Genomic DNA, 18,965 nt, shown 5'->3' with positions numbered 1-18,965 from the left:
ACCTCGATTTGTCGGTCCTTACGGCCTTTGCGGCGCTTGCCCGGCGAGAGCCGGCGGGCGGACGACCGGATCAGGCGGGGTCGACCTCGCGCAGCCGGCCCGTCTTCACGTCGTAGACGAAGCCGCGGACGTCGTCCGTGTGCGGAAGGAACGGCGAGGTGCGCACCCGTGCGAGGGACTGCCGCACGTCCTGGTCGACGTCCTGGAAGGACTCCACCGCCCAGACGGGGCGCTGGCCCACCTCTCGCTCGAGTTCGTGCCGGAAGTCCTCGGTGAGCGTCTCCATGCCGCACGCGGTGTGGTGGAGCAGGATGACGCTGCGGGTGCCGAGCGCCCGCTGGCTGATGGCGAGGGAGCGGATCACGTCGTCGGTGACGGCACCGCCGGCGTTGCGGATGACGTGGCAGTCGCCGTTGCGCAGGCCGAGCGCGGCGGTCACGTCCAGGCGGGCGTCCATACAGGCCACGACGGCGGCCTGGAGGGCGGGACGGCCTGCCAGATCGGCGTCGGAGAACTCGGCGGCGTAACGGGCGTTCGCCTCGACGAGCCGGTCGGTGGTGGATCCGGAGCCTGCGGGAACCGATGCAGAAGTCGTCATAACCATGACGTTACTGGTCACCCACGCGGCAGGCCCGCCGTGAAGCGGGACAAAGAACGTCATCGAGGCCCGTTGTGAGCCACTCCACAGCCCGGACGGGTGCCTCCGGGCGGGTGAAGTACCGTCCCGCCCGGATTCGTGCGCCCGGCGTCCACGACGCGCAGGCCGGTTGATTGACCGGGCGACAGGGTGGACTAAAGTGACGCGAAGCGGGAGGCGAGGCTCTCCCTGCTGGACTGAACACCCCGGAGACCTGGGCGATGTCCCACCAGATCTCCCCACGTGCGCGGCGCGTACGTACGGCTCGGCCTCCTCCCGCTCCCGGCCGGCTGACGCTTCCGGCGCCGGCAGGCCTCCCCTTCAGATGCGAGCGGGAGGGGACCCGGCGGTGCGTGACGCCGTGCCGGACCCGAGAGGCCGCCCCACTTGAGCCAGAGTCGACACGTCCCGGTGATGCTCCAGCGCTGCCTGGACCTGCTGGCACCCGCCCTCCAGGAGCCCGGTGCCGTGGTGGTGGACTGCACGCTCGGGCTCGGCGGGCACAGCCAGGCGCTGCTCGACCGCTTCCCCGAGGCCCGCCTGGTCGCCCTCGACCGGGACAAGGAGGCCCTGCGCCTGTCCGGCGAACGGCTCGCCCCGTACGGGGAGCGCGCCACCCTGGTGCACGCCGTCTACGACGAACTGCCCGACGTCCTCGACCGGATCGGCGTCCCCCGCGTCCAGGGCGTGCTGTTCGACCTGGGCGTCTCCTCCATGCAGCTCGACGAGGCCGGCCGCGGCTTCGCCTACGCCCAGGACGCCCCGCTCGACATGCGCATGGACCAGACGACCGGCATGAGCGCCGCCGAGGTCCTCAACACCTACCCGCCGGGCGAGCTCGTGCGCATCCTGCGGGCGTACGGCGAGGAGAAGCAGGCCAAGCGGATCGTCTCCGCGATCGTGCGGGAGCGTGAGAAGGAGCCGTTCAGCAACAGCGCCCGGCTGGTCGAGCTGATCCGCGCCGCGCTGCCGCAGGCGGCCAAGCGCACCGGCGGCAACCCGGCCAAGCGCACCTTCCAGGCCCTGCGCATCGAGGTCAACGGCGAGCTGTCCGTCCTGGAACGGGCGATCCCGGCCGCCGTCGAGGCGCTCGCCGTGGGCGGACGGATCGCGGTGCTGTCGTACCACTCCCTGGAGGACCGGCTGGTCAAGCAGGTGTTCGCGGCCGGTGCCGCCAACACCGCGCCGCCCGGACTGCCGGTGGTCCCCGAACGCTATGCGCCCCGGCTCAAGCTGCTCACGCGCGGTGCCGAACTTCCCACCGAGGAGGAGATCGCGGAGAACCGGCGAGCGGCACCGGCACGGCTGCGCGGAGCCGAGCGGATCAGGGAGTCCATCGGGTGAAACGAGTGAGGCGGGCCAGTCGGGTACGGGTGGGCCACCCGTACCGAGGGGAGGGCGAGTGAGCGGGAAACCCCAGCTGAAGGGGAGGGCCGCCCGGCTCGCCCGGATGCTCCCGCCCGGCGGCGGACGGCGAGCCGCCCGGGCGCCCTTCGTCCTCCTCGTCGTCCTCCTGCTGGGCGGCGGTCTCATCGGACTCCTGGTGCTGAACTCCGCCCTGAGCGAGGGCTCGTTCCAGCTGGACGACCTCGAACAGCAGACGAAGAGCCTCACCGACGAGGAACAGGCGCTGCAACGGGACATCGACGCCTACTCCGCTCCGCAGGCCCTCCAGTACCGTGCCCGCGAACTCGGCATGGTGCCCGGCGGAGACCCCGCCTTCCTCGCGCCCGACGGCACCGTCAAGGGCTCGCCCAGCCCGGCGGCGGCCGCCGCCCTCCCGCTCGTCCTCGCCCCGGAGGCGCTGGCCGGACGGCCCGCCGCCCAGGCGGCCGCAGCCACTCCGACCCCGACCCCCGGCAGGTGAGGGAAGTGTCCGACAGGGAACCGCCGCGCCGCCGCGTGCCCGGACCCGCGAGGCCCGTCCGTCCCGCCGCCCGGCGGCAGCCCGGACCCGGCGCCCGCCCGGCCCGCCGGCCCGGCCCGCCCCGGCCGGGCGCCCCCCGCACCATCCGGCTGGGCAGCCCCCGCCCCCGGCTGCGCATGATCGGCCTCGCGCTGACCCTCGTCCTGGCCGCCTTCGTCGTACGGCTGCTCCAGGTGCAGGCCGTCGACGCCGGCACCTACGCCGCCAAGGCCGAGCAGAACCGCTACGTCGTGCACACCCTGACCGCCGACCGCGGCGGCATCACCGACCGCAACGGCGTGGCCCTCGCCACCACCGTGGACGCCTACGACATCACGGCCGACCCCACGATGTTCACCCGCGAGGCACTGAAGACCGGTGACGGTCCCGAGCAGGCGGCGGCGCTCCTCGCGCCGATCCTCGGCACGGACCAGCAGGAACTGGTCGACCGGCTCCGCCCGGCGAACAAGAAGCTGCGGTACGTCCGGCTCGCCCAGCGGCAGACCCCGCAGGTCTGGAACCAGATCAAGGACCTGAAGGCCGCCCTCGGCAAGAAGGCCGAGACGGACAGCACCGCCGTCAACGTCCTCGCGGGCGTCCTCGCCGACCCCAGCAGCAAGCGCGTGTACCCGGGCGGCGACCTCGCCGCCGGCATCCTGGGCTGGGTCGGCGCCGACGGCAAGGGCGGCGGCGGCCTCGAACGGCAGCTGAACGGGACGCTGGCCGGCCAGGACGGCGAGATCCGCTACGTGCAGTCCGGCGGACGCCAGGTGCCCACCGCCGGCGCCTCCGAGACACGCGCGGTGCCCGGCAGCGACGTCGAGCTCACCATCGACCGCGACATCCAGTGGGCCGCGCAGGACGCCATCAGCGCGCAGGTGGAGAAGTCCAAGGCGGACGGCGGCTACGTCATCGTCCAGGACACCCGCACCGGCGAGATCCTCGCCATGGCCAACTCGCCCGGCTTCGACCCGGGCGACCTGGCCCACGCCGACCCCGACGCGCTCGGCAACGGGGCCCTCCAGGACGCCTTCGAGCCCGGCTCCACCGCCAAGGTGCTGTCGATGGCGGCCGTCCTGGAGGAGAACGTCGCCACGCCGACGACGCACCTCACCGTCCCCAACCGGCTCAAGCGCGGCGACCGGCTCTTCAAGGACGACATCGACCACCGCACCTGGTACCTCACGCTCAACGGCGTGCTCGCCAAGTCCAGCAACATCGGCACGATCATGGCCACCGGCGAGCTGGGCAAGACCCAGCAGGAGGCCAACAAGGTGCTGTACTCCTACTTGCGCAAGTTCGGCCTCGGCGCCTACAGCGGGCTCGGCTTCCCCGGCGAGACCAAGGGCATCCTGGCGCCGCCCGAGCAGTGGTCGACCTCGCAGCAGTACACGATTCCTTTCGGCCAGGGCGTCTCCGTGAACGCGCTCCAGGCGGCCTCCGTGTACTCGACGATCGCCAACGGCGGAGTCCGCGTCGAACCCACGCTCGTACGCGGCACCACGGCGGACGACGGGAACTACACCCCGGCCCCCGAGCCCGAGAAGACCCGTGTGATCAGCGAGAGGACCGCCAAGACCCTCGCGCAGATGCTGGAGTCCGTCGTCGACGACGAGGAAGGCACCGGTACCAAGGCGCGCATCCCCGGCTACCGCGTGGCCGGCAAGACGGGCACCGCCAACCGAGTGGATCCGGACACCGGCAAGTACCACGGCTACACCTCGTCGTTCGCCGGGTTCGCCCCGGCCGACAAGCCCCGCGTCACCGTCTACTGCGCCATCCAGAACGCCACCGCGGGCAACTACTTCGGCGGCCAGATCTGCGGCCCCATCTACAAGCAGGTCATGGAGTTCGCGCTGAAGACCCTCCAGGTCCCGCCGACCGGGGCCGCACCCGCCAACCTGCCGGTCGACTTCAAGCCCTGACCGGCGCAGACCCCCGCACTGAGCCAGCACCGAGCCACCAGGAACCATCCGTGACAACGATCACCCCGGATCCCGGGAACCAGAGCAGCCCCCGCCCCTCACTTCGCTCGGAGGAGGGTGGGCCCGGTACGCTCACCGCCGTGCCACACGCTGATCAGTCCCAATCCACCCAGAAGGGCCACCCCGTGACATATCCGGGACCGCCCCGGCCGGCGCAGGTATCCGCCACACCCCTCGCGGAACTCGCCGATCAGCTGGGTGTCACCGCGCCGGACAGCACCGCCGGGGTCACGGGCATCACCCATGACTCCCGCGCCGTCCGCCCCGGTGACCTGTACGCCGCCCTCCCCGGAGCCCGCGCCCACGGCGCCGACTTCGTCACCCAGGCCGCCGGTCTCGGCGCCGCCGCCGTGCTGACCGACCCGGCCGGCGCGGAGCGCGTCGCCGCCACCGGGCTGCCGGCGCTGGTCGTCGACGAACCGCGCGCGCGGATGGGCGAACTGGCGGCCACGATCTACGGCCACCCCGGCCGTGACCTGCTCCAGATCGGCATCACCGGCACGTCCGGCAAGACCACCACCGCCTACCTCGTGGAGGGCGGCCTGCGCACCGCGCGGACCACCGGCCTCATCGGCACGGTCGAGATGCGCATCGGCGACGAGCGCATCAAGTCCGAGCGCACCACGCCCGAGGCCACCGACCTCCAGGCCCTGTTCGCGGTCATGCGCGAACGCGGCACCGAGGCGGTCGCCATGGAGGTCTCCAGTCACGCCCTCGTGCTCGGCCGGGTCGACGCCTGCGTCTTCGACGTGGCGGTCTTCACCAACCTCAGCCCGGAGCACATGGAGTTCCACTCCGACATGGAGGACTACTTCCAGGCCAAGGCGCAGCTGTTCACGCCGGAGCGCAGCAGGCTCGGGGTGGTCAACACCGACGACGAGTACGGCCGCCGGCTCGCGAACGAGGCCACGGTCCCCGTCGTCACCTACTCCGCCGAGGGCCACCCCGACGCCGACTGGCGCGCCGAGGACGTCACGGTCGGGCCGCTGGACTCGACGTTCACCGTGGTCGGCCCCAAGGGCGAGCGGATCACCGCCAGGTCACCCCTGGCCGGTCCCTTCAACGTGGCCAACACCCTGGCCGCGATCGTCGCCCTGGCCGCCGCCGGCCTCGACCCGCACGCCGCGGCCGACGGCGTGGCCGCCGTCCCCGGTGTGCCGGGCCGGCTGGAGCGCGTGGACGAGGGCCAGCCCTACTTCGCGGTGGTCGACTACGCCCACAAGACCGACGCGGTCGAGTCGGTGCTGCGGGCCCTGCGCAAGGTGACCGAGGGGAAGCTGCACGCCGTGCTCGGCTGCGGCGGCGACCGGGACACCACCAAGCGGGAGCCGATGGGCGCCGCCGTGGCCCGGTTCGCCGACACGGCCGTACTGACCTCCGACAACCCCCGCTCCGAGGACCCCCTGGCCATCCTCGCCACCATGCTCCAGGGCGCGGCCTCCGTGCCCGCGCACGAGCGCGGCGAGGTCCAGGTCTTCGAGGACCGGGCCGCCGCGATCGCCGCCGCCGTCGCCCGGGCCGAGCCCGGCGACACCGTGCTGGTGGCGGGCAAGGGCCACGAGCAGGGCCAGGACATCGCCGGCGTGGTCCGCCCCTTCGACGACCGCCAGGTGCTTCGCGAAGCCATCCGGAAGACCCAGGGATGAAAATCCTGAAGACCCAGGGGATGAACTTGTGATCGCCCTCTCCCTCGCCGAGATCGCAGAAGTCGTCGGCGGGCAGATGCACGACATACCGGACGCGTCCGTCGAGGTCACCGGGCCGGTGGTCCGGGACTCCCGGGAAGCGGGACCCGGCAGCCTCTTCGTCGCCTTCGTCGGCGAGCGCGTGGACGGCCACGACTTCGCGCCGGCGGTCGTGGAGGCGGGTTCGGTGGCCGTGCTCGGCTCCCGCCCCGTCGGCGTGCCCGCGATCGTCGTGGACGACGTCCAGGCCGCCCTCGGCGCCCTCGCCCGCCACGTCGTACGGCGGCTCGGCACCACCCTCGTCGCCCTCACCGGATCCGCCGGCAAGACCAGCACCAAGGACCTCATCGCGCAGGTCCTCCAGCGCAAGGCGCCGACGGTGTTCACGCCGGGCTCGCTCAACAACGAGATCGGGCTGCCGCTGACCGCCCTCACCGCCACCGACGAGACGAAGTTCCTCGTCCTGGAGATGGGCGCCCGCGGCATCGGCCACATCCGGTACCTCACCGAACTCACCCCGCCCAGGATCGGCCTCGTCCTCAACGTCGGCAGCGCCCACATCGGCGAGTTCGGCGGCCGGGAGCAGATCGCCCAGGCCAAGGGCGAACTCGTCGAGGCGCTCCCGCCGGCCGAGGAGGGCGGCGTCGCGGTCCTCAACGCGGACGACGCCTACGTACGTGCCATGTCCTCCCGTACGAAGGCGAAGGTGATCCTTTTCGGAGAGTCCGACGAAGCGGACGTTCGCGCCGAGAACGTGCGACTCACGGACAGCGGACAGCCCTCCTTCAGGCTTCACACACCCTCCGGTGCAAGTGATGTGACCATGCGCCTGTACGGTGAGCACCACGTGTCGAACGCGCTCGCCGCGGCCGCCGTCGCCCACGAGTTGGGCATGTCCGCAGACGAGATCGCCACCGCGCTCTCCGAGGCGGGCTCCCTCTCCCGCTGGCGGATGGAGGTCACCGAGCGCCCGGACGGCGTGACGGTCGTCAACGACGCCTACAACGCGAACCCCGAGTCCATGAAGGCCGCGCTGCGCGCCCTCGTGGCCATCGGTAAGGGGCGTCGTACGTGGGCGGTGCTCGGCAAGATGGCCGAGCTCGGGGACGAGGCGCTCGCCGAGCACGACGCGGTCGGACGGCTCGCCGTCCGGCTCAACGTCAGCAAGCTCGTCGCGGTCGGGGGCAGGGAAGCCCGATGGCTGCAACTGGGCGCATATAACGAGGGTTCGTGGGGTGAGGAGTCGGTGCACGTGTCCGACGCACAGGCGGCGATCGACCTGTTGCGCAGCGAGTTGCGCCCGGGGGACGTCGTACTCGTGAAGGCGTCCCGTTCGGTGGGGCTGGAGAGCGTCGCCACGGCGCTGCTCGAGACCGGCGCCGAGGGTGAGGTCGCCGCCCGATGATGAAGCAGATCCTGTTCGCGGGAGTCATTGGCCTCTTCCTGACCTTGGTCGGCACCCCGCTGCTGATCAAGCTGCTGGCCCGCAAGGGCTACGGCCAGTACATCCGCGACGACGGCCCGCGCGAGCACGCCAGCAAGCGCGGTACGCCGACCATGGGTGGTATCGCCTTCATCCTGGCGACGGTCATCGCCTACTTCCTGGCCAAGGTGATCACGGGCTATCTGGACGAGGAGGCCGACGCGGGGCCGACCTTCTCGGGTCTGCTGGTGCTCGGCCTGATGGTCGGCATGGGCCTGGTCGGCTTCCTCGACGACTACATCAAGATCGTCAAGCGGCGTTCCCTGGGCCTGCGGGCCAAGGCGAAGATGGCCGGCCAGCTCATCGTCGGCATCGCCTTCGCGGTCCTCGCGCTCCAGTTCGCGGACAACCGCGGCAACACCCCGGCCTCCACCAAGCTGTCGTTCATCACCGACTTCGGCTGGACCATCGGCCCGGTGCTGTTCGTGGTCTGGGCGCTGTTCATGATCCTCGCCATGTCGAACGGCGTGAACCTCACCGACGGCCTCGACGGCCTGGCCACCGGCGCCTCCGTCCTGGTCTTCGGCGCCTACACCTTCATCGGCGTCTGGCAGTTCCAGGAGTCCTGCGCCAACGCGCTGACCCTGACCAACCCCGGCGCCTGCTACGAGGTGCGCGACCCGCTCGACCTGGCGGTGGTCGCCTCCGCGCTGATGGGTTCCTGCCTCGGCTTCCTGTGGTGGAACACCTCGCCGGCCAAGATCTTCATGGGCGACACCGGTTCGCTCGCCCTCGGCGGCGTGCTGGCGGGTCTCGCGATCTGCTCGCGCACCGAGCTGCTGATGGCCATCCTCGGCGGTCTGTTCGTCCTGATCACCATGTCGGTGGTCATCCAGGTCGGCTCCTTCCGCCTCACCGGCAAGCGCGTCTTCCGGATGGCGCCGCTTCAGCACCACTTCGAACTCAAAGGCTGGTCCGAGGTCCTTGTCGTGGTCCGCTTCTGGATCATCCAGGGCATCTGCGTGATCGTCGGACTCGGCCTCTTCTACGCGGGATGGGCAGCGGACAAGTGACCTCCTCGGTGCCTTCGGAATTCACCGGCAAGCACGTCACCGTCGCCGGACTGGGCGTCTCCGGCGTCCCGGCGGCCAAGGTCCTGCACGGCCTCGGCGCGCACGTCACCGTCGTCAACGACGGCGACGACGAGCGCGCGCGGACGCAGGCGGCCGAGCTCGAGGCGCTCGGGATCACCGTGCGCCTCGGCGACGGCGACACACTCCCCGAGGGCACCGAGCTGATCGTCACCGCGCCCGGCTGGAAGCCGGACAAGCCGCTGTTCGCGGCGGCGGGCCGGGCGGGCGTCCCGGTCTGGGGCGACGTCGAACTGGCCTGGCGCCTGCGCGGCCCCGACGCCGCGCCCTGGCTGGCCGTCACCGGCACCAACGGCAAGACGACCACCGTCCAGATGCTGGCCTCCATCCTGAGGGCGGCCGGCCTGCGCACGGCCGCCGTCGGCAACATCGGCGTCTCCCTGCTGGACGCGGTCACCGGCGAGGAGGAGTACGACGTCCTCGCCGTGGAGCTGTCCAGCTACCAGCTCCACTGGGCGCCCTCCCTGCGCGCCCACTCGGCCGCGGTGCTCAACCTCGCCCCCGACCACCTCGACTGGCACGGCTCCATGGAGGCGTACGCCGCCGACAAGGGCCGCATCTACGAGGGCAATCGCATCGCCTGCGTCTACAACGTCGCCGACAAGGCGACCGAGGACCTGGTCCGCGCCGCCGACGTCGAAGAGGGCTGCCGGGCCGTGGGCTTCACCCTGGGCACCCCCGGCCCCTCCCAACTCGGCGTCGTGGAGGGCATCCTGGTCGACCGCGCCTTCGTGGAGAACCGGCAGAAGAACGCCCAGGAGCTCGCCGAGGTCTCCGACGTCCGCCCGCCGGCCCCGCACAACATCGCCAACGCCCTTGCCGCGGCGGCCCTCGCCCGTGCCTTCGGCGTCCCCGCCGCCGCCGTCCGCGACGGACTGCGGGCCTTCACGCCCGACGCCCACCGCATCGCGCACGTCGCCGACGTGGACGAGGTGGCGTACGTGGACGACTCCAAGGCCACCAACACCCATGCCGCCGAGGCCTCCTTGGCGGCGTACGAGTCGATCGTGTGGATCGCGGGCGGACTGGCGAAGGGCGCCACCTTCGACGAGCTGGTCGCGGGGGCGGCGAAGCGGCTGCGCGGCGCCGTGCTCATCGGCGCCGACCGCGCGCTGATCCGCGAAGCCCTGGCGCGACACGCCCCGGAAGTACCCGTGGTCGACCTCGACCGGACCGACACTGGGGCGATGCTCCAGGCCGTCCAGGAGGCCCAGCGACTCGCGCGGCCCGGCGACACGGTGCTGCTGGCTCCGGCCTGTGCCTCCATGGACATGTTCATCAACTACAACAAGCGCGGTGACGCGTTCGCGGAAGCCGTTCGCGAACTCGGCGCCTGATCCGGCCGCTCCTGCGCCGGGTGATCTCGGGAGGACGCGTGGGACGGTCCAGGCCGATGTACAGCGGAGGCCGCGATGCCCGGTAGCCGCACCGGACGTCCGCCCGCGCAGCGTGCCGTCAAGCGGCCGCCCGCCGCGGGGCCGCCGCACGAGAACCCGGTCCTCGGCCTCTACCTCCGTCTCCGCCGCGCCTGGGACCGGCCGCTGACCGCCTACTACCTGATTCTGGGCGGCAGTTCGCTGATCACCGTCCTCGGTCTGGTGATGGTCTACTCGGCCTCCCAGATCACCGCGCTCCAGCTCTCCCTGCCCGGCTCGTACTTCTTCCGCAAGCAGTTCCTGGCCGCCCTGATCGGCGGCGGACTGCTGGTGGCCGCGATGCGGATGCCGGTGAAACTGCACCGGGCGCTGGCCTACCCGATTCTCGCCGCGGCCGTCGTCCTGATGATCCTCGTCCAGGTGCCGGGGATAGGGGTGGCGGTCAACGGCAACCAGAACTGGATCTCCCTGGGCGGCTCGTTCCAGATCCAGCCGAGCGAGTTCGGCAAGCTCGCCCTGGTGCTGTGGGGCGCCGACCTGCTCGCGCGCAAGCAGGACAGGAAGCTGCTGACCCAGTGGAAGCACATGCTCGTGCCCCTGGTGCCGGCCGCCTTCATGCTGCTCGGGCTGATCATGATCGGCGGCGACATGGGCACGGCGATCATCCTCACGGCGATCCTGTTCGGCCTGCTGTGGCTGGCCGGCGCGCCCACGCGGCTGTTCGCCGGGGTGCTCTCCGTCGCCGCGCTGCTCGGCGTGATCCTCATCAAGACCAGCCCCAACCGCATGGCCCGGCTGAACTGCATCGGCGCCACCGACCCCGGTCCGGGCGACTCCTGCTGGCAGGCCGTGCACGGCATCTACGCGCTCGCCTCGGGCGGACTGTTCGGATCCGGGATCGGCGCCAGCGTGGAGAAATGGGGCGAACTCCCCGAAGCGCACACCGACTTCATCTTCGCCGTCACCGGTGAGGAACTGGGCCTGGCAGGGACTCTGTCGGTGCTCGCCCTGTTCGCGGCTCTAGGCTATGCGGGTATCCGCGTGGCCGGACGCACGGAGGACCCCTTCGTCAGGTATGCCGCGGGAGGCGTGACCACCTGGATCACGGCCCAGGCCGTGATCAACATCGGTGCGGTCCTCGGGCTGCTGCCGATCGCCGGTGTCCCCCTCCCGCTGTTCTCCTACGGAGGATCCGCCCTGCTGCCGACCATGTTCGCCATCGGTCTGCTCATCGCCTTCGCACGCGACGAGCCCGGTGCGCGGGCGGCGCTTGCGCTGCGGCAACCTCGCTTTGGTAGAAAGCGGGGAACGGGGGGAACCGGAGGCCCCGGGCCCAAACGGAACCCCCGGAGTCGGAACACGATGCGACGGCGTGCCTCGGCGGCGCGTTCGTCCGGAGAGCGGTGAAATTCGGTGCATGTCGTACTCGCCGGCGGAGGAACCGCGGGCCACATCGAGCCCGCGCTCGCCCTCGCGGACGCCCTGCGCAGGCAGGATCCGACCGTGGGCATCACGGCCCTGGGCACGGAACGCGGCCTGGAGACCCGCCTGGTGCCCGAGCGCGGATACGAGCTGGCGCTGATCCCGGCCGTCCCGCTGCCGCGCAAGCCCACGCCCGAGCTGATCACCGTCCCGGGCCGGCTGCGCGGCACCATCAAGGCGGCCGAGCAGGTCCTGGAACGCACCAAGGCGGACGCCGTGGTCGGCTTCGGCGGCTACGTCGCCCTGCCCGGCTACCTGGCGGCCAAGCGGCTCGGTGTGCCGATCGTGATCCACGAGGCCAACGCCCGGCCCGGACTGGCCAACAAGATCGGCTCCCGGTACGCCGCCCAGGTCGCCGTCTCCACGCCCGACAGCAAGCTGCGCAACTCGCGCTACATCGGCATCCCGCTGCGCCGCTCCATCTCCACCCTGGACCGGGCCGCCGTGCGCCCCGAGGCCCGCGCCGCGTTCGGCCTCGACCCCAACCTGCCCACGCTGCTGGTCTCCGGCGGCTCGCAGGGCGCCCGCCGCCTCAACGAGGTGGTCCAGCAGGTCGCGCCCTGGCTCCAGCAGGCCGGCATCCAGATCCTGCACGCGGTCGGCCCGAAGAACGAACTGCCGCAGGTCCACCAGATGCCGGGGATGCCCCCCTACATCCCGGTAAGTTATCTGGACCGGATGGACCTCGCGTACGCCGCCGCCGACATGATGCTCTGCCGCGCGGGCGCGATGACCGTCGCCGAACTCTCCGCCGTCGGACTGCCGGCCGCCTACGTCCCGCTGCCCATCGGCAACGGTGAACAGCGGCTGAACGCCCAGCCGGTGGTGAAGGCCGGCGGCGGACTGCTGGTCGACGACGCGGAACTGACGCCCGAGTGGGTGCAGCACAACGTCCTGCCCGTGCTCGCCGATCCGCACCGGCTGTACGAGATGTCCCGCGCCGCCGCCGAGTTCGGCCGCCGGGACGCCGACGACCTCCTCGTCGGCATGGTGTACGAGGCGATCGCCGCCCGCGCACACCGCTGAGACGCATGACGGAAGGCAGGGAGCGTGGCCGGACCGACCACCGCCGAACGCGGTGAACGCCAGCAGGAGTCGTCCGGCCCGCCCGGTGCCAGGCGGTTCCGGCCGCCCCGTCTTCGTACGATCATCATCCTGGCCGTCGCCTTCGTGGTCGTCGGAGGCGTGACGCTCTGGGTGCTGTACGGGTCGAACTGGCTCCGCGTGGACCATGTGTCGGTCTCCGGTACCCGCGTCCTGACGCCGGCCCAGGTCCGCGAGGCGGCCGACGTGCCCGTCGGGGACGCGCTGGTGTCCGTCGACACCGAGGCGATCGCGGCCCGGCTCGGCTCGGCATTGCCCCGCATCGACGAGGTCGACGTGGTGCGTTCCTGGCCCGACGGAATCGCGTTGGAAGTGACGGAGCGCACTCCGGTTCTTGTGGTGCAAAAAGGCAAAAACTTCGTGGAAGTGGACGACGAAGGCGTCCGCTACGCCACGGTTCCCCGCGCACCGAAAAGCGTGCCCGCACTGAAATTGGAGCCCGTCCGCTCGGGGCCGGCCGCGGCGAGTCTGCGCCGTTTCGGCGAGGACCGCCTGGTGCGCGAGGCGGTCCGGGTCGCCGGAGCCGTCCCGGACGCGGTCGCACGGCAGACCCGCCTGGTCAAGGTCCGTTCCTACGACGACATCTCGCTGGAGCTGAGCGACGGCAGGACCGTGGCCTGGGGAAGCGGTGAACAGGGCGAGCGGAAGGGCCGGGCGCTCACCGCGCTGATGAAAGCGACGCCCGGGGCACGGCACTTCGACGTCAGCGTTCCCACCGCCCCTGCGTCATCGGGGAGTTGACGGGTATACGTGCAGGCCAGCACCCTGGTTGGGCAGCGCTACGGCTGATCACATAGGGTGAAAAGAAAAACGGGAGGTTCGGCGTGTTCGTTGAACGCGCGCCACTTGTCGACTTAGTGTCCTGTTCAGAAGACTCCAAGGAACAGACACACTGGTAACCCTAAACTTCAGCGTTAGGGTTCGGGTCGGCGCTACGGACCGTCCCATTCGGCATCAGTCGGCGGGTCGCGGGGCACCAGTGCTCCGGTGATCCGGCGACACGTAACTCGAGGCGAGAGGCCTTCGACGTGGCAGCACCGCAGAACTACCTCGCAGTCATCAAAGTCATCGGTGTCGGCGGCGGTGGTGTCAATGCCATCAACCGGATGATCGAGGTCGGTCTCAAGGGCGTCGAGTTCATCGCCATCAACACCGACGCGCAAGCTCTGTTGATGAGCGACGCCGACGTCAAGCTGGACGTCGGCCGTGAACTCACCCGCGGACTCGGCGCCGGAGCCAACCCGGCCGTCGGCCGCAAGGCCGCCGAGGACCACCGCGAGGAGATCGAGGAGGTCCTCAAGGGGGCCGACATGGTCTTCGTGACGGCCGGTGAAGGCGGCGGCACCGGCACCGGCGGGGCACCCGTCGTGGCCAACATCGCCCGCTCGCTCGGCGCCCTCACCATCGGTGTGGTCACGCGCCCGTTCACCTTCGAGGGACGGCGCCGCGCCAACCAGGCCGAGGACGGCATCGCGGAGCTCCGCGAAGAGGTCGACACCCTCATCGTCATCCCCAACGACCGGCTGCTGTCCATCTCCGACCGCCAGGTCTCGGTGCTCGACGCCTTCAAGTCGGCCGACCAGGTGCTGCTGTCCGGTGTGCAGGGCATCACCGACCTCATCACCACGCCCGGCCTGATCAACCTGGACTTCGCCGACGTCAAGTCGGTCATGTCCGAGGCCGGTTCGGCCCTCATGGGCATCGGCTCGGCCCGCGGTGACGACCGCGCGGTGGCCGCGGCCGAGATGGCGATCTCCTCGCCGCTCCTCGAGGCGTCCATCGACGGCGCCCGCGGCGTGCTGCTCTCCATCTCCGGCGGCTCCGACCTCGGCCTGTTCGAGATCAACGAGGCCGCCCAGCTGGTCAGCGAGGCCGCGCACCCCGAGGCCAACATCATCTTCGGCGCGGTCATCGACGACGCCCTCGGCGACGAGGTGCGGGTCACCGTGATCGCGGCCGGCTTCGACGGGGGCCAGCCGCCGTCCAAGCGGGACAACGTCCTCGGCTCGGCCTCGGCCAAGCGCGAGGAGCCCGCCCCGGCGCGGCAGCCCGAGAGCCGCCCGTCCTTCGGGTCGCTCGGCAGCGTGAAGCCGAAGGAGGAGCCGGAGCCGGTTCCGGCACCGGAGCCGGTCAGCGACCTGCCGCCGGTCGCCGCGCCGCCGGTCCCGCCGTCCCGGACGTACTCGGACAGCGCGGCCGAGGAACTGGACGTGCCGGACTTCCTGAAGTGATAGGACAGCGCGACACCGTGAACGGCGCGCACTTCGGCTTCACCGACCGGTGGGGCGGAGTGAGCGCCGTTCCGTACGAGGAGCTCAACCTCGGCGGCGCGGTCGGCGACGACCCGGCCGCCGTGACGGCCAACCGTGAGCTGGCCGCGAGGTCGCTGGGCGTCGACCCGGCCCGGGTGGTCTGGATGAACCAGGTGCACGGGGCCGACGTCGCCGTGGTCGACGCACCCTGGGGGGACCGCCCGGTCCCGCGGGTCGACGCGGTCGTCACCGCCGAGCGCGGTCTCGCCCTCGCCGTCCTCACCGCCGACTGCGTACCCGTCCTGCTCGCCGACCCCGTCGCCGGTGTCGCCGCCGCGGCCCACGCGGGCCGGCCCGGCCTGGTCGCCGGGGTCGTCACCGCCGCGGTACGGGCCATGACCGAACTCGGCGCCGACCCGGCCCGGATCGTCGCCCGCACCGGACCCGCCGTGTGCGGCCGGTGCTACGAGGTGCCGGAGGAGATGCGCGCCGAGGTGGCCGCCGTCGAACCGTCGGCGCACGCCGTGACGAGCTGGGGCACTCCGGCCCTCGACGTGAGCGCCGGGGTGCGCGCGCAGCTCGAACGGCTCGGGGTGCGCGACCTGGCGCAGTCGCCGGTGTGCACCCGGGAGTCGAAGGACCACTTCTCGTACCGACGCGACCGCACCACCGGGCGGCTCGCGGGCTATGTCTGGCTGGACTGATGGGGCATGACGGACCGTAAGGACGAACTCGCCGGGAATCTGGCGAAAGTGGAAGAGCGCATCGCCGCCGCGTGCGAGGCCGCCGGCCGCCCCCGCGAGGAGGTGACCCTGATCGTGGTCACCAAGACCTACCCGGCCGACGATGTGCGCATCCTCTCCGGACTAGGCGTGCGCCATGTCGCCGAGAACCGCGACCAGGACGCCGCACCCAAGGCCGCCGCCTGCTCGGATCTGTCGCTTTCGTGGCATTTCGTCGGTCAGTTGCAGACCAACAAGGTGCGATCAGTGGTCGGTTACGCCGATGTCGTGCAGTCCGTCGACCGCGCCAAGCTCGTCACGGCCCTGTCGAGGGAAGCGGTGCGCGCCGGCCGTGAGGTGGGGGTGCTCCTCCAGGTCGCGCTCGACGCGGGGGAGAGCGCGCGCGGTGAGCGCGGGGGCGTCGCGCCCGCGGGAATCGAAGAGTTGGCCGACCTGGTCGCCGGGTCGAACGGGCTGCGGCTCGACGGGCTGATGACCGTGGCACCGCTCACCGGCGAGTACGCCGGACGTCAACAGGCGGCGTTCGAGCACCTCATGGATTTGTCGACCCACCTGCGCCGAGCTCATCCGGCTGCGAACATGGTCTCCGCAGGAATGAGTGCGGACCTCGAACAGGCCGTGGCCGCCGGAGCGACACATGTACGCGTCGGCACCGCGGTACTCGGAGTCCGACCCAGGCTCGGGTAACGTCGCCAAGAAGTCGGACCACAGCAGAAAATATGGTCATTACCGCCGAAAGGCGGAAACAACGACCTTGTGGATCGCAGGCATTTGGCAGTCGTCAGCCGATCCACCACAGAGCGGAGGACTCAGAGCATGGCCGGCGCGATGCGCAAGATGGCGGTCTACCTCGGCCTCGTGGAGGACGATGGGTACGACGGCCGGGGCTTCGACCCCGACGACGACTTCGAACCCGAACTGGACCCGGAGCCCGAGCGGGACCACCGGCGGCACGAACCGGCACACCAGTCGCACGGTTCACATCAGCCCCAAAGGGACGAAGAGGTAAGAATCGTCCAACCGCCCGTGCAGCGCGAGCCGGTGCCCCGTTCCGCTTCGCTCGGGGCGGAATCGGGCCGCCCGGCGCGCATCGCGCCCGTGGCATCCATCACACAAGAACGCGCAAGCCTGGAAAAGAGCGCACCGGTCATCATGCCCAAGGTCGTGTCCGAACGAGAGCCCTACCGGATCACCACGCTTCACCCCCGGACCTACAACGAGGCCCGTACCATCGGGGAACACTTCCGTGAGGGCACGCCGGTGATCATGAATCTCACTGAGATGGATGACACAGATGCGAAGCGACTTGTCGACTTTGCGGCCGGTTTGGTGTTTGGTCTTCACGGCAGTATCGAGCGGGTGACGCAGAAGGTGTTCCTGCTGTCTCCTGCTAACGTCGATGTCACGGCGGAGGACAAGGCCCGCATCGCAGAGGGCGGGTTCTTCAACCAGAGCTGAGACGCACGACCGGTTAGAGCAGAGCACGGATCCGAGGGCGGGTCCGAGAGATGGTTCAGGGGAGAGGGAAGCACAGGTCATGAGCGTGGTCCTGGATGTCGTCTACATCGCGCTGATGTGCTTTCTCATCGTGCTCATCTTCCGGTTGGTCATGGACTACGTCTTCCAGTTCGCCCGCTCGTGGCAACCCGGCAAGGCGATGGTGGTCGTTCTGGAGGCCACCTACACTGTCACCGATCCACCGTTGAAGCTTCTGCGGCGGTTCATCCCGCCGCTGCGTCTCGGGGGCGTGGCGCTCGACCTGTCCTTCTTCGTACTGATGATCATCGTCTACATCCTGATCTCGATCGTGAGCCGGCTGTGAGCGATGAGAGAGATACGGGCTTGCCGAATGCCGACGACTACGTTGAGGTGAAGAGATGCCGTTGACCCCTGAGGACGTGCGGAACAAGCAGTTCACGACCGTCCGCCTCCGAGAAGGCTATGACGAGGACGAGGTCGATGCCTTCCTCGACGAGGTCGAAGCCGAACTGACCCGGCTGCTCCGCGAGAACGAGGACCTGCGGGCCAAGCTGGCCGCGGCGACGCGCGCGGCTGCGCAGAACCAGCAGAACATGCGCAAGCCCCCGGAACCGCCCCAGGATCAGCAGCACCAGCAGCATCCACAGCAGCAGGGCGGCATGCCTCAGCAGGGCATGCGAGGTCCCGGCGCTCCGGTGCCCGCCGGCATATCGGGCCCGCCGCAGCAGCAGATGGGTGGCCCCATGGGTGGTCCGCCCCAGCTGCCGAGCGGTGCCCCGCAGCTGCCCGCCGGCCCCGGCGGTCAGGGCGGCCCGCAGGGTCCCGGCCCGATGGGCCAGGGTCCGGGGCCGATGGGCCAGGGCCCGGGTCCGATGCAGGGCCAGATGGGTCCGGGTCCGATGGGCGGCCCCATGGGCGGTCCGCAGGGTCCCGGTGGCCCGGGCATGCCCGGTCAGGGAGGTCCCGGTGGCGACAGCGCCGCCCGTGTCCTCTCGCTCGCCCAGCAGACCGCCGACCAGGCGATCGCCGAGGCGCGTTCCGAGGCCAACAAGATCGTCGGCGAGGCGCGTTCGCGTGCCGAGGGTCTGGAGCGGGACGCCCGTGCCAAGGCCGACGCCCTGGAGCGGGACGCGCAGGAGAAGCACCGCGTCGCGATGGGCTCCCTGGAGTCCGCCCGCGCCACGCTGGAGCGCAAGGTCGAGGACCTGCGCGGCTTCGAGCGCGAGTACCGGACGCGGCTGAAGTCGTACCTGGAGTCCCAGCTGCGTCAGCTGGAGACCCAGGCGGACGACTCGCTCGCCCCGCCGCGTACGCCCGCGACGGCCTCGCTCCCGCCGTCCCCGGCGCCCTCGATGGCTCCGGCCGGCGCGAGTGCCCCGTCCTACGGCGGCAACCAGTCGATGGGCAGTGGACCGAGCCAGTCCGGTCCGTCCTACGGCGGTCAGCAGCAGATGTCGCCGGCGATGACCCAGCCGATGGCGCCGGTGCGGCCGCAGGGGCCCTCGCCGATGGGGCAGGCGCCTTCGCCGATGCGGGGCTTCCTGATCGACGAGGACGACAACTGAGCTGATCGGACCGACGTCCGGTGAGTAGTACGGCGTAGCCTTAGGCGGCGTTCAGGGCGGGCCCCGGGTTTCTGACCCGGGGCCCGCCCTTGTGTTGTGCGGGGTGCCGGTGCGGGGCTGCCGGTGCTGGGCGGGGGCGGTCGGGTGGCCCGGCACGGTGGCCGCCCGCAGCCGCGC

The 18,965-nt window shown here is 71.0% G+C and carries 17 protein-coding genes; 16 read left to right on the top strand and 1 reads right to left on the bottom strand.

The window, feature by feature from the left end; translation table 11 throughout:
• Positions 1–70 precede the first annotated feature (70 nt).
• On the bottom strand, positions 71–661 hold the full coding sequence (locus tag ACGF3H_RS01610) for a carbonic anhydrase (protein WP_362494653.1): 591 nt from the start codon (positions 659–661) through the stop codon (positions 71–73).
• A 387-nt stretch (positions 662–1,048) separates the two neighbouring features.
• Between ACGF3H_RS01610 and rsmH the strand changes: the two genes are divergently transcribed.
• From rsmH to divIVA, 16 genes are all read left to right on the top strand, one after another.
• On the top strand, positions 1,049–1,981 hold the full coding sequence (gene rsmH / locus ACGF3H_RS01605; RefSeq protein WP_393583286.1) for a 16S rRNA (cytosine(1402)-N(4))-methyltransferase RsmH: 933 nt from the start codon (positions 1,049–1,051) through the stop codon (positions 1,979–1,981).
• 58 nt (positions 1,982–2,039) lie between these two features.
• Complete coding sequence (locus ACGF3H_RS01600; RefSeq protein ID WP_362494659.1) at positions 2,040–2,504, top strand: hypothetical protein; 465 nt, start codon at positions 2,040–2,042, stop codon at positions 2,502–2,504.
• Entirely contained in the window at positions 2,501–4,468 is a 1,968-nt protein-coding gene (locus tag ACGF3H_RS01595) for a penicillin-binding protein 2 (protein ID WP_362494661.1), read from the top strand. The genes ACGF3H_RS01600 and ACGF3H_RS01595 overlap by 4 nt, the downstream gene beginning before the upstream one ends.
• 185 nt (positions 4,469–4,653) lie before the next feature.
• Entirely contained in the window at positions 4,654–6,174 is a 1,521-nt protein-coding gene (locus tag ACGF3H_RS01590; protein WP_362494664.1) for a UDP-N-acetylmuramoyl-L-alanyl-D-glutamate--2,6-diaminopimelate ligase, read from the top strand.
• Positions 6,175–6,202: 28 nt separating this feature from the next.
• Positions 6,203–7,618: a UDP-N-acetylmuramoyl-tripeptide--D-alanyl-D-alanine ligase gene (gene murF / locus ACGF3H_RS01585; RefSeq protein ID WP_362494666.1), complete on the top strand. Its 1,416-nt coding sequence runs from the start codon at positions 6,203–6,205 to the stop codon at positions 7,616–7,618.
• Positions 7,618–8,709: a phospho-N-acetylmuramoyl-pentapeptide-transferase gene (gene mraY / locus ACGF3H_RS01580; RefSeq protein WP_189228554.1), complete on the top strand. Its 1,092-nt coding sequence runs from the start codon at positions 7,618–7,620 to the stop codon at positions 8,707–8,709. The genes murF and mraY overlap by 1 nt, the downstream gene beginning before the upstream one ends.
• A gap of 8 nt (positions 8,710–8,717) precedes the next feature.
• The gene (gene murD, locus ACGF3H_RS01575; protein ID WP_362494668.1) at positions 8,718–10,124 is read left to right on the top strand and encodes a UDP-N-acetylmuramoyl-L-alanine--D-glutamate ligase; all 1,407 of its coding nucleotides are present in this window, start codon (positions 8,718–8,720) and stop codon (positions 10,122–10,124) included.
• 75 nt (positions 10,125–10,199) lie between these two features.
• Entirely contained in the window at positions 10,200–11,570 is a 1,371-nt protein-coding gene (gene ftsW / locus ACGF3H_RS01570) for a putative lipid II flippase FtsW (RefSeq protein WP_362494671.1), read from the top strand.
• A gap of 6 nt (positions 11,571–11,576) precedes the next feature.
• On the top strand, positions 11,577–12,671 hold the full coding sequence (gene murG, locus ACGF3H_RS01565; RefSeq protein ID WP_362494674.1) for an undecaprenyldiphospho-muramoylpentapeptide beta-N-acetylglucosaminyltransferase: 1,095 nt from the start codon (positions 11,577–11,579) through the stop codon (positions 12,669–12,671).
• Between the two features lie 24 nt (positions 12,672–12,695).
• Positions 12,696–13,490, top strand: a complete 795-nt coding sequence (gene ftsQ, locus ACGF3H_RS01560; protein ID WP_362494677.1) for a cell division protein FtsQ — start codon at positions 12,696–12,698, stop codon at positions 13,488–13,490.
• A 287-nt stretch (positions 13,491–13,777) separates the two neighbouring features.
• The gene (ftsZ, locus tag ACGF3H_RS01555; RefSeq protein ID WP_362494680.1) at positions 13,778–14,980 is read left to right on the top strand and encodes a cell division protein FtsZ; all 1,203 of its coding nucleotides are present in this window, start codon (positions 13,778–13,780) and stop codon (positions 14,978–14,980) included.
• Positions 14,977–15,705 carry a peptidoglycan editing factor PgeF gene (gene pgeF, locus ACGF3H_RS01550; protein WP_362494682.1) on the top strand — a complete coding sequence of 243 codons (729 nt, stop codon included), beginning with the start codon at positions 14,977–14,979 and terminating at the stop codon, positions 15,703–15,705. The genes ftsZ and pgeF overlap by 4 nt, the downstream gene beginning before the upstream one ends.
• 6 nt (positions 15,706–15,711) lie before the next feature.
• Positions 15,712–16,431: a YggS family pyridoxal phosphate-dependent enzyme gene (locus ACGF3H_RS01545; RefSeq protein ID WP_362494684.1), complete on the top strand. Its 720-nt coding sequence runs from the start codon at positions 15,712–15,714 to the stop codon at positions 16,429–16,431.
• Positions 16,432–16,560: 129 nt separating this feature from the next.
• Positions 16,561–17,202: a cell division protein SepF gene (locus ACGF3H_RS01540; RefSeq protein WP_189228256.1), complete on the top strand. Its 642-nt coding sequence runs from the start codon at positions 16,561–16,563 to the stop codon at positions 17,200–17,202.
• Between the two features lie 79 nt (positions 17,203–17,281).
• On the top strand, positions 17,282–17,566 hold the full coding sequence (locus ACGF3H_RS01535; protein ID WP_007448661.1) for a YggT family protein: 285 nt from the start codon (positions 17,282–17,284) through the stop codon (positions 17,564–17,566).
• Positions 17,567–17,621: 55 nt separating this feature from the next.
• A complete protein-coding gene (gene divIVA / locus ACGF3H_RS01530; RefSeq protein WP_362494687.1) occupies positions 17,622–18,788 on the top strand; it encodes an apical growth/hyphal branching protein DivIVA in 1,167 nt (388 codons plus the stop codon).
• Positions 18,789–18,965: the final 177 nt, after the last annotated feature.

It is taken from the genome of Streptomyces sp. NPDC048185 (assembly GCF_043202495.1).
Taxonomy (GTDB): Bacteria; Actinomycetota; Actinomycetes; order Streptomycetales; family Streptomycetaceae; genus Streptomyces.
This window is presented reverse-complemented; position numbering and strand designations above follow the sequence as displayed.

Excerpts from the sequence above, each read along its gene's own strand:
- divIVA (WP_362494687.1), top strand. The coding sequence starts at position 17,622 with ATGCCGTTGACCCCTGAGGACGTGCGGAACAAGCAGTTCACGACCGTC.
- ACGF3H_RS01545 (WP_362494684.1), top strand. The coding sequence starts at position 15,712 with ATGACGGACCGTAAGGACGAACTCGCCGGGAATCTGGCGAAAGTGGAA.
- mraY (WP_189228554.1), top strand. The coding sequence starts at position 7,618 with ATGAAGCAGATCCTGTTCGCGGGAGTCATTGGCCTCTTCCTGACCTTG.
- ACGF3H_RS01610 (WP_362494653.1), bottom strand. The coding sequence starts at position 661 with ATGACGTTCTTTGTCCCGCTTCACGGCGGGCCTGCCGCGTGGGTGACC.
- ACGF3H_RS01535 (WP_007448661.1), top strand. The coding sequence starts at position 17,282 with ATGAGCGTGGTCCTGGATGTCGTCTACATCGCGCTGATGTGCTTTCTC.
- ftsW (WP_362494671.1), top strand. The coding sequence starts at position 10,200 with ATGCCCGGTAGCCGCACCGGACGTCCGCCCGCGCAGCGTGCCGTCAAG.
- ACGF3H_RS01540 (WP_189228256.1), top strand. The coding sequence starts at position 16,561 with ATGGCCGGCGCGATGCGCAAGATGGCGGTCTACCTCGGCCTCGTGGAG.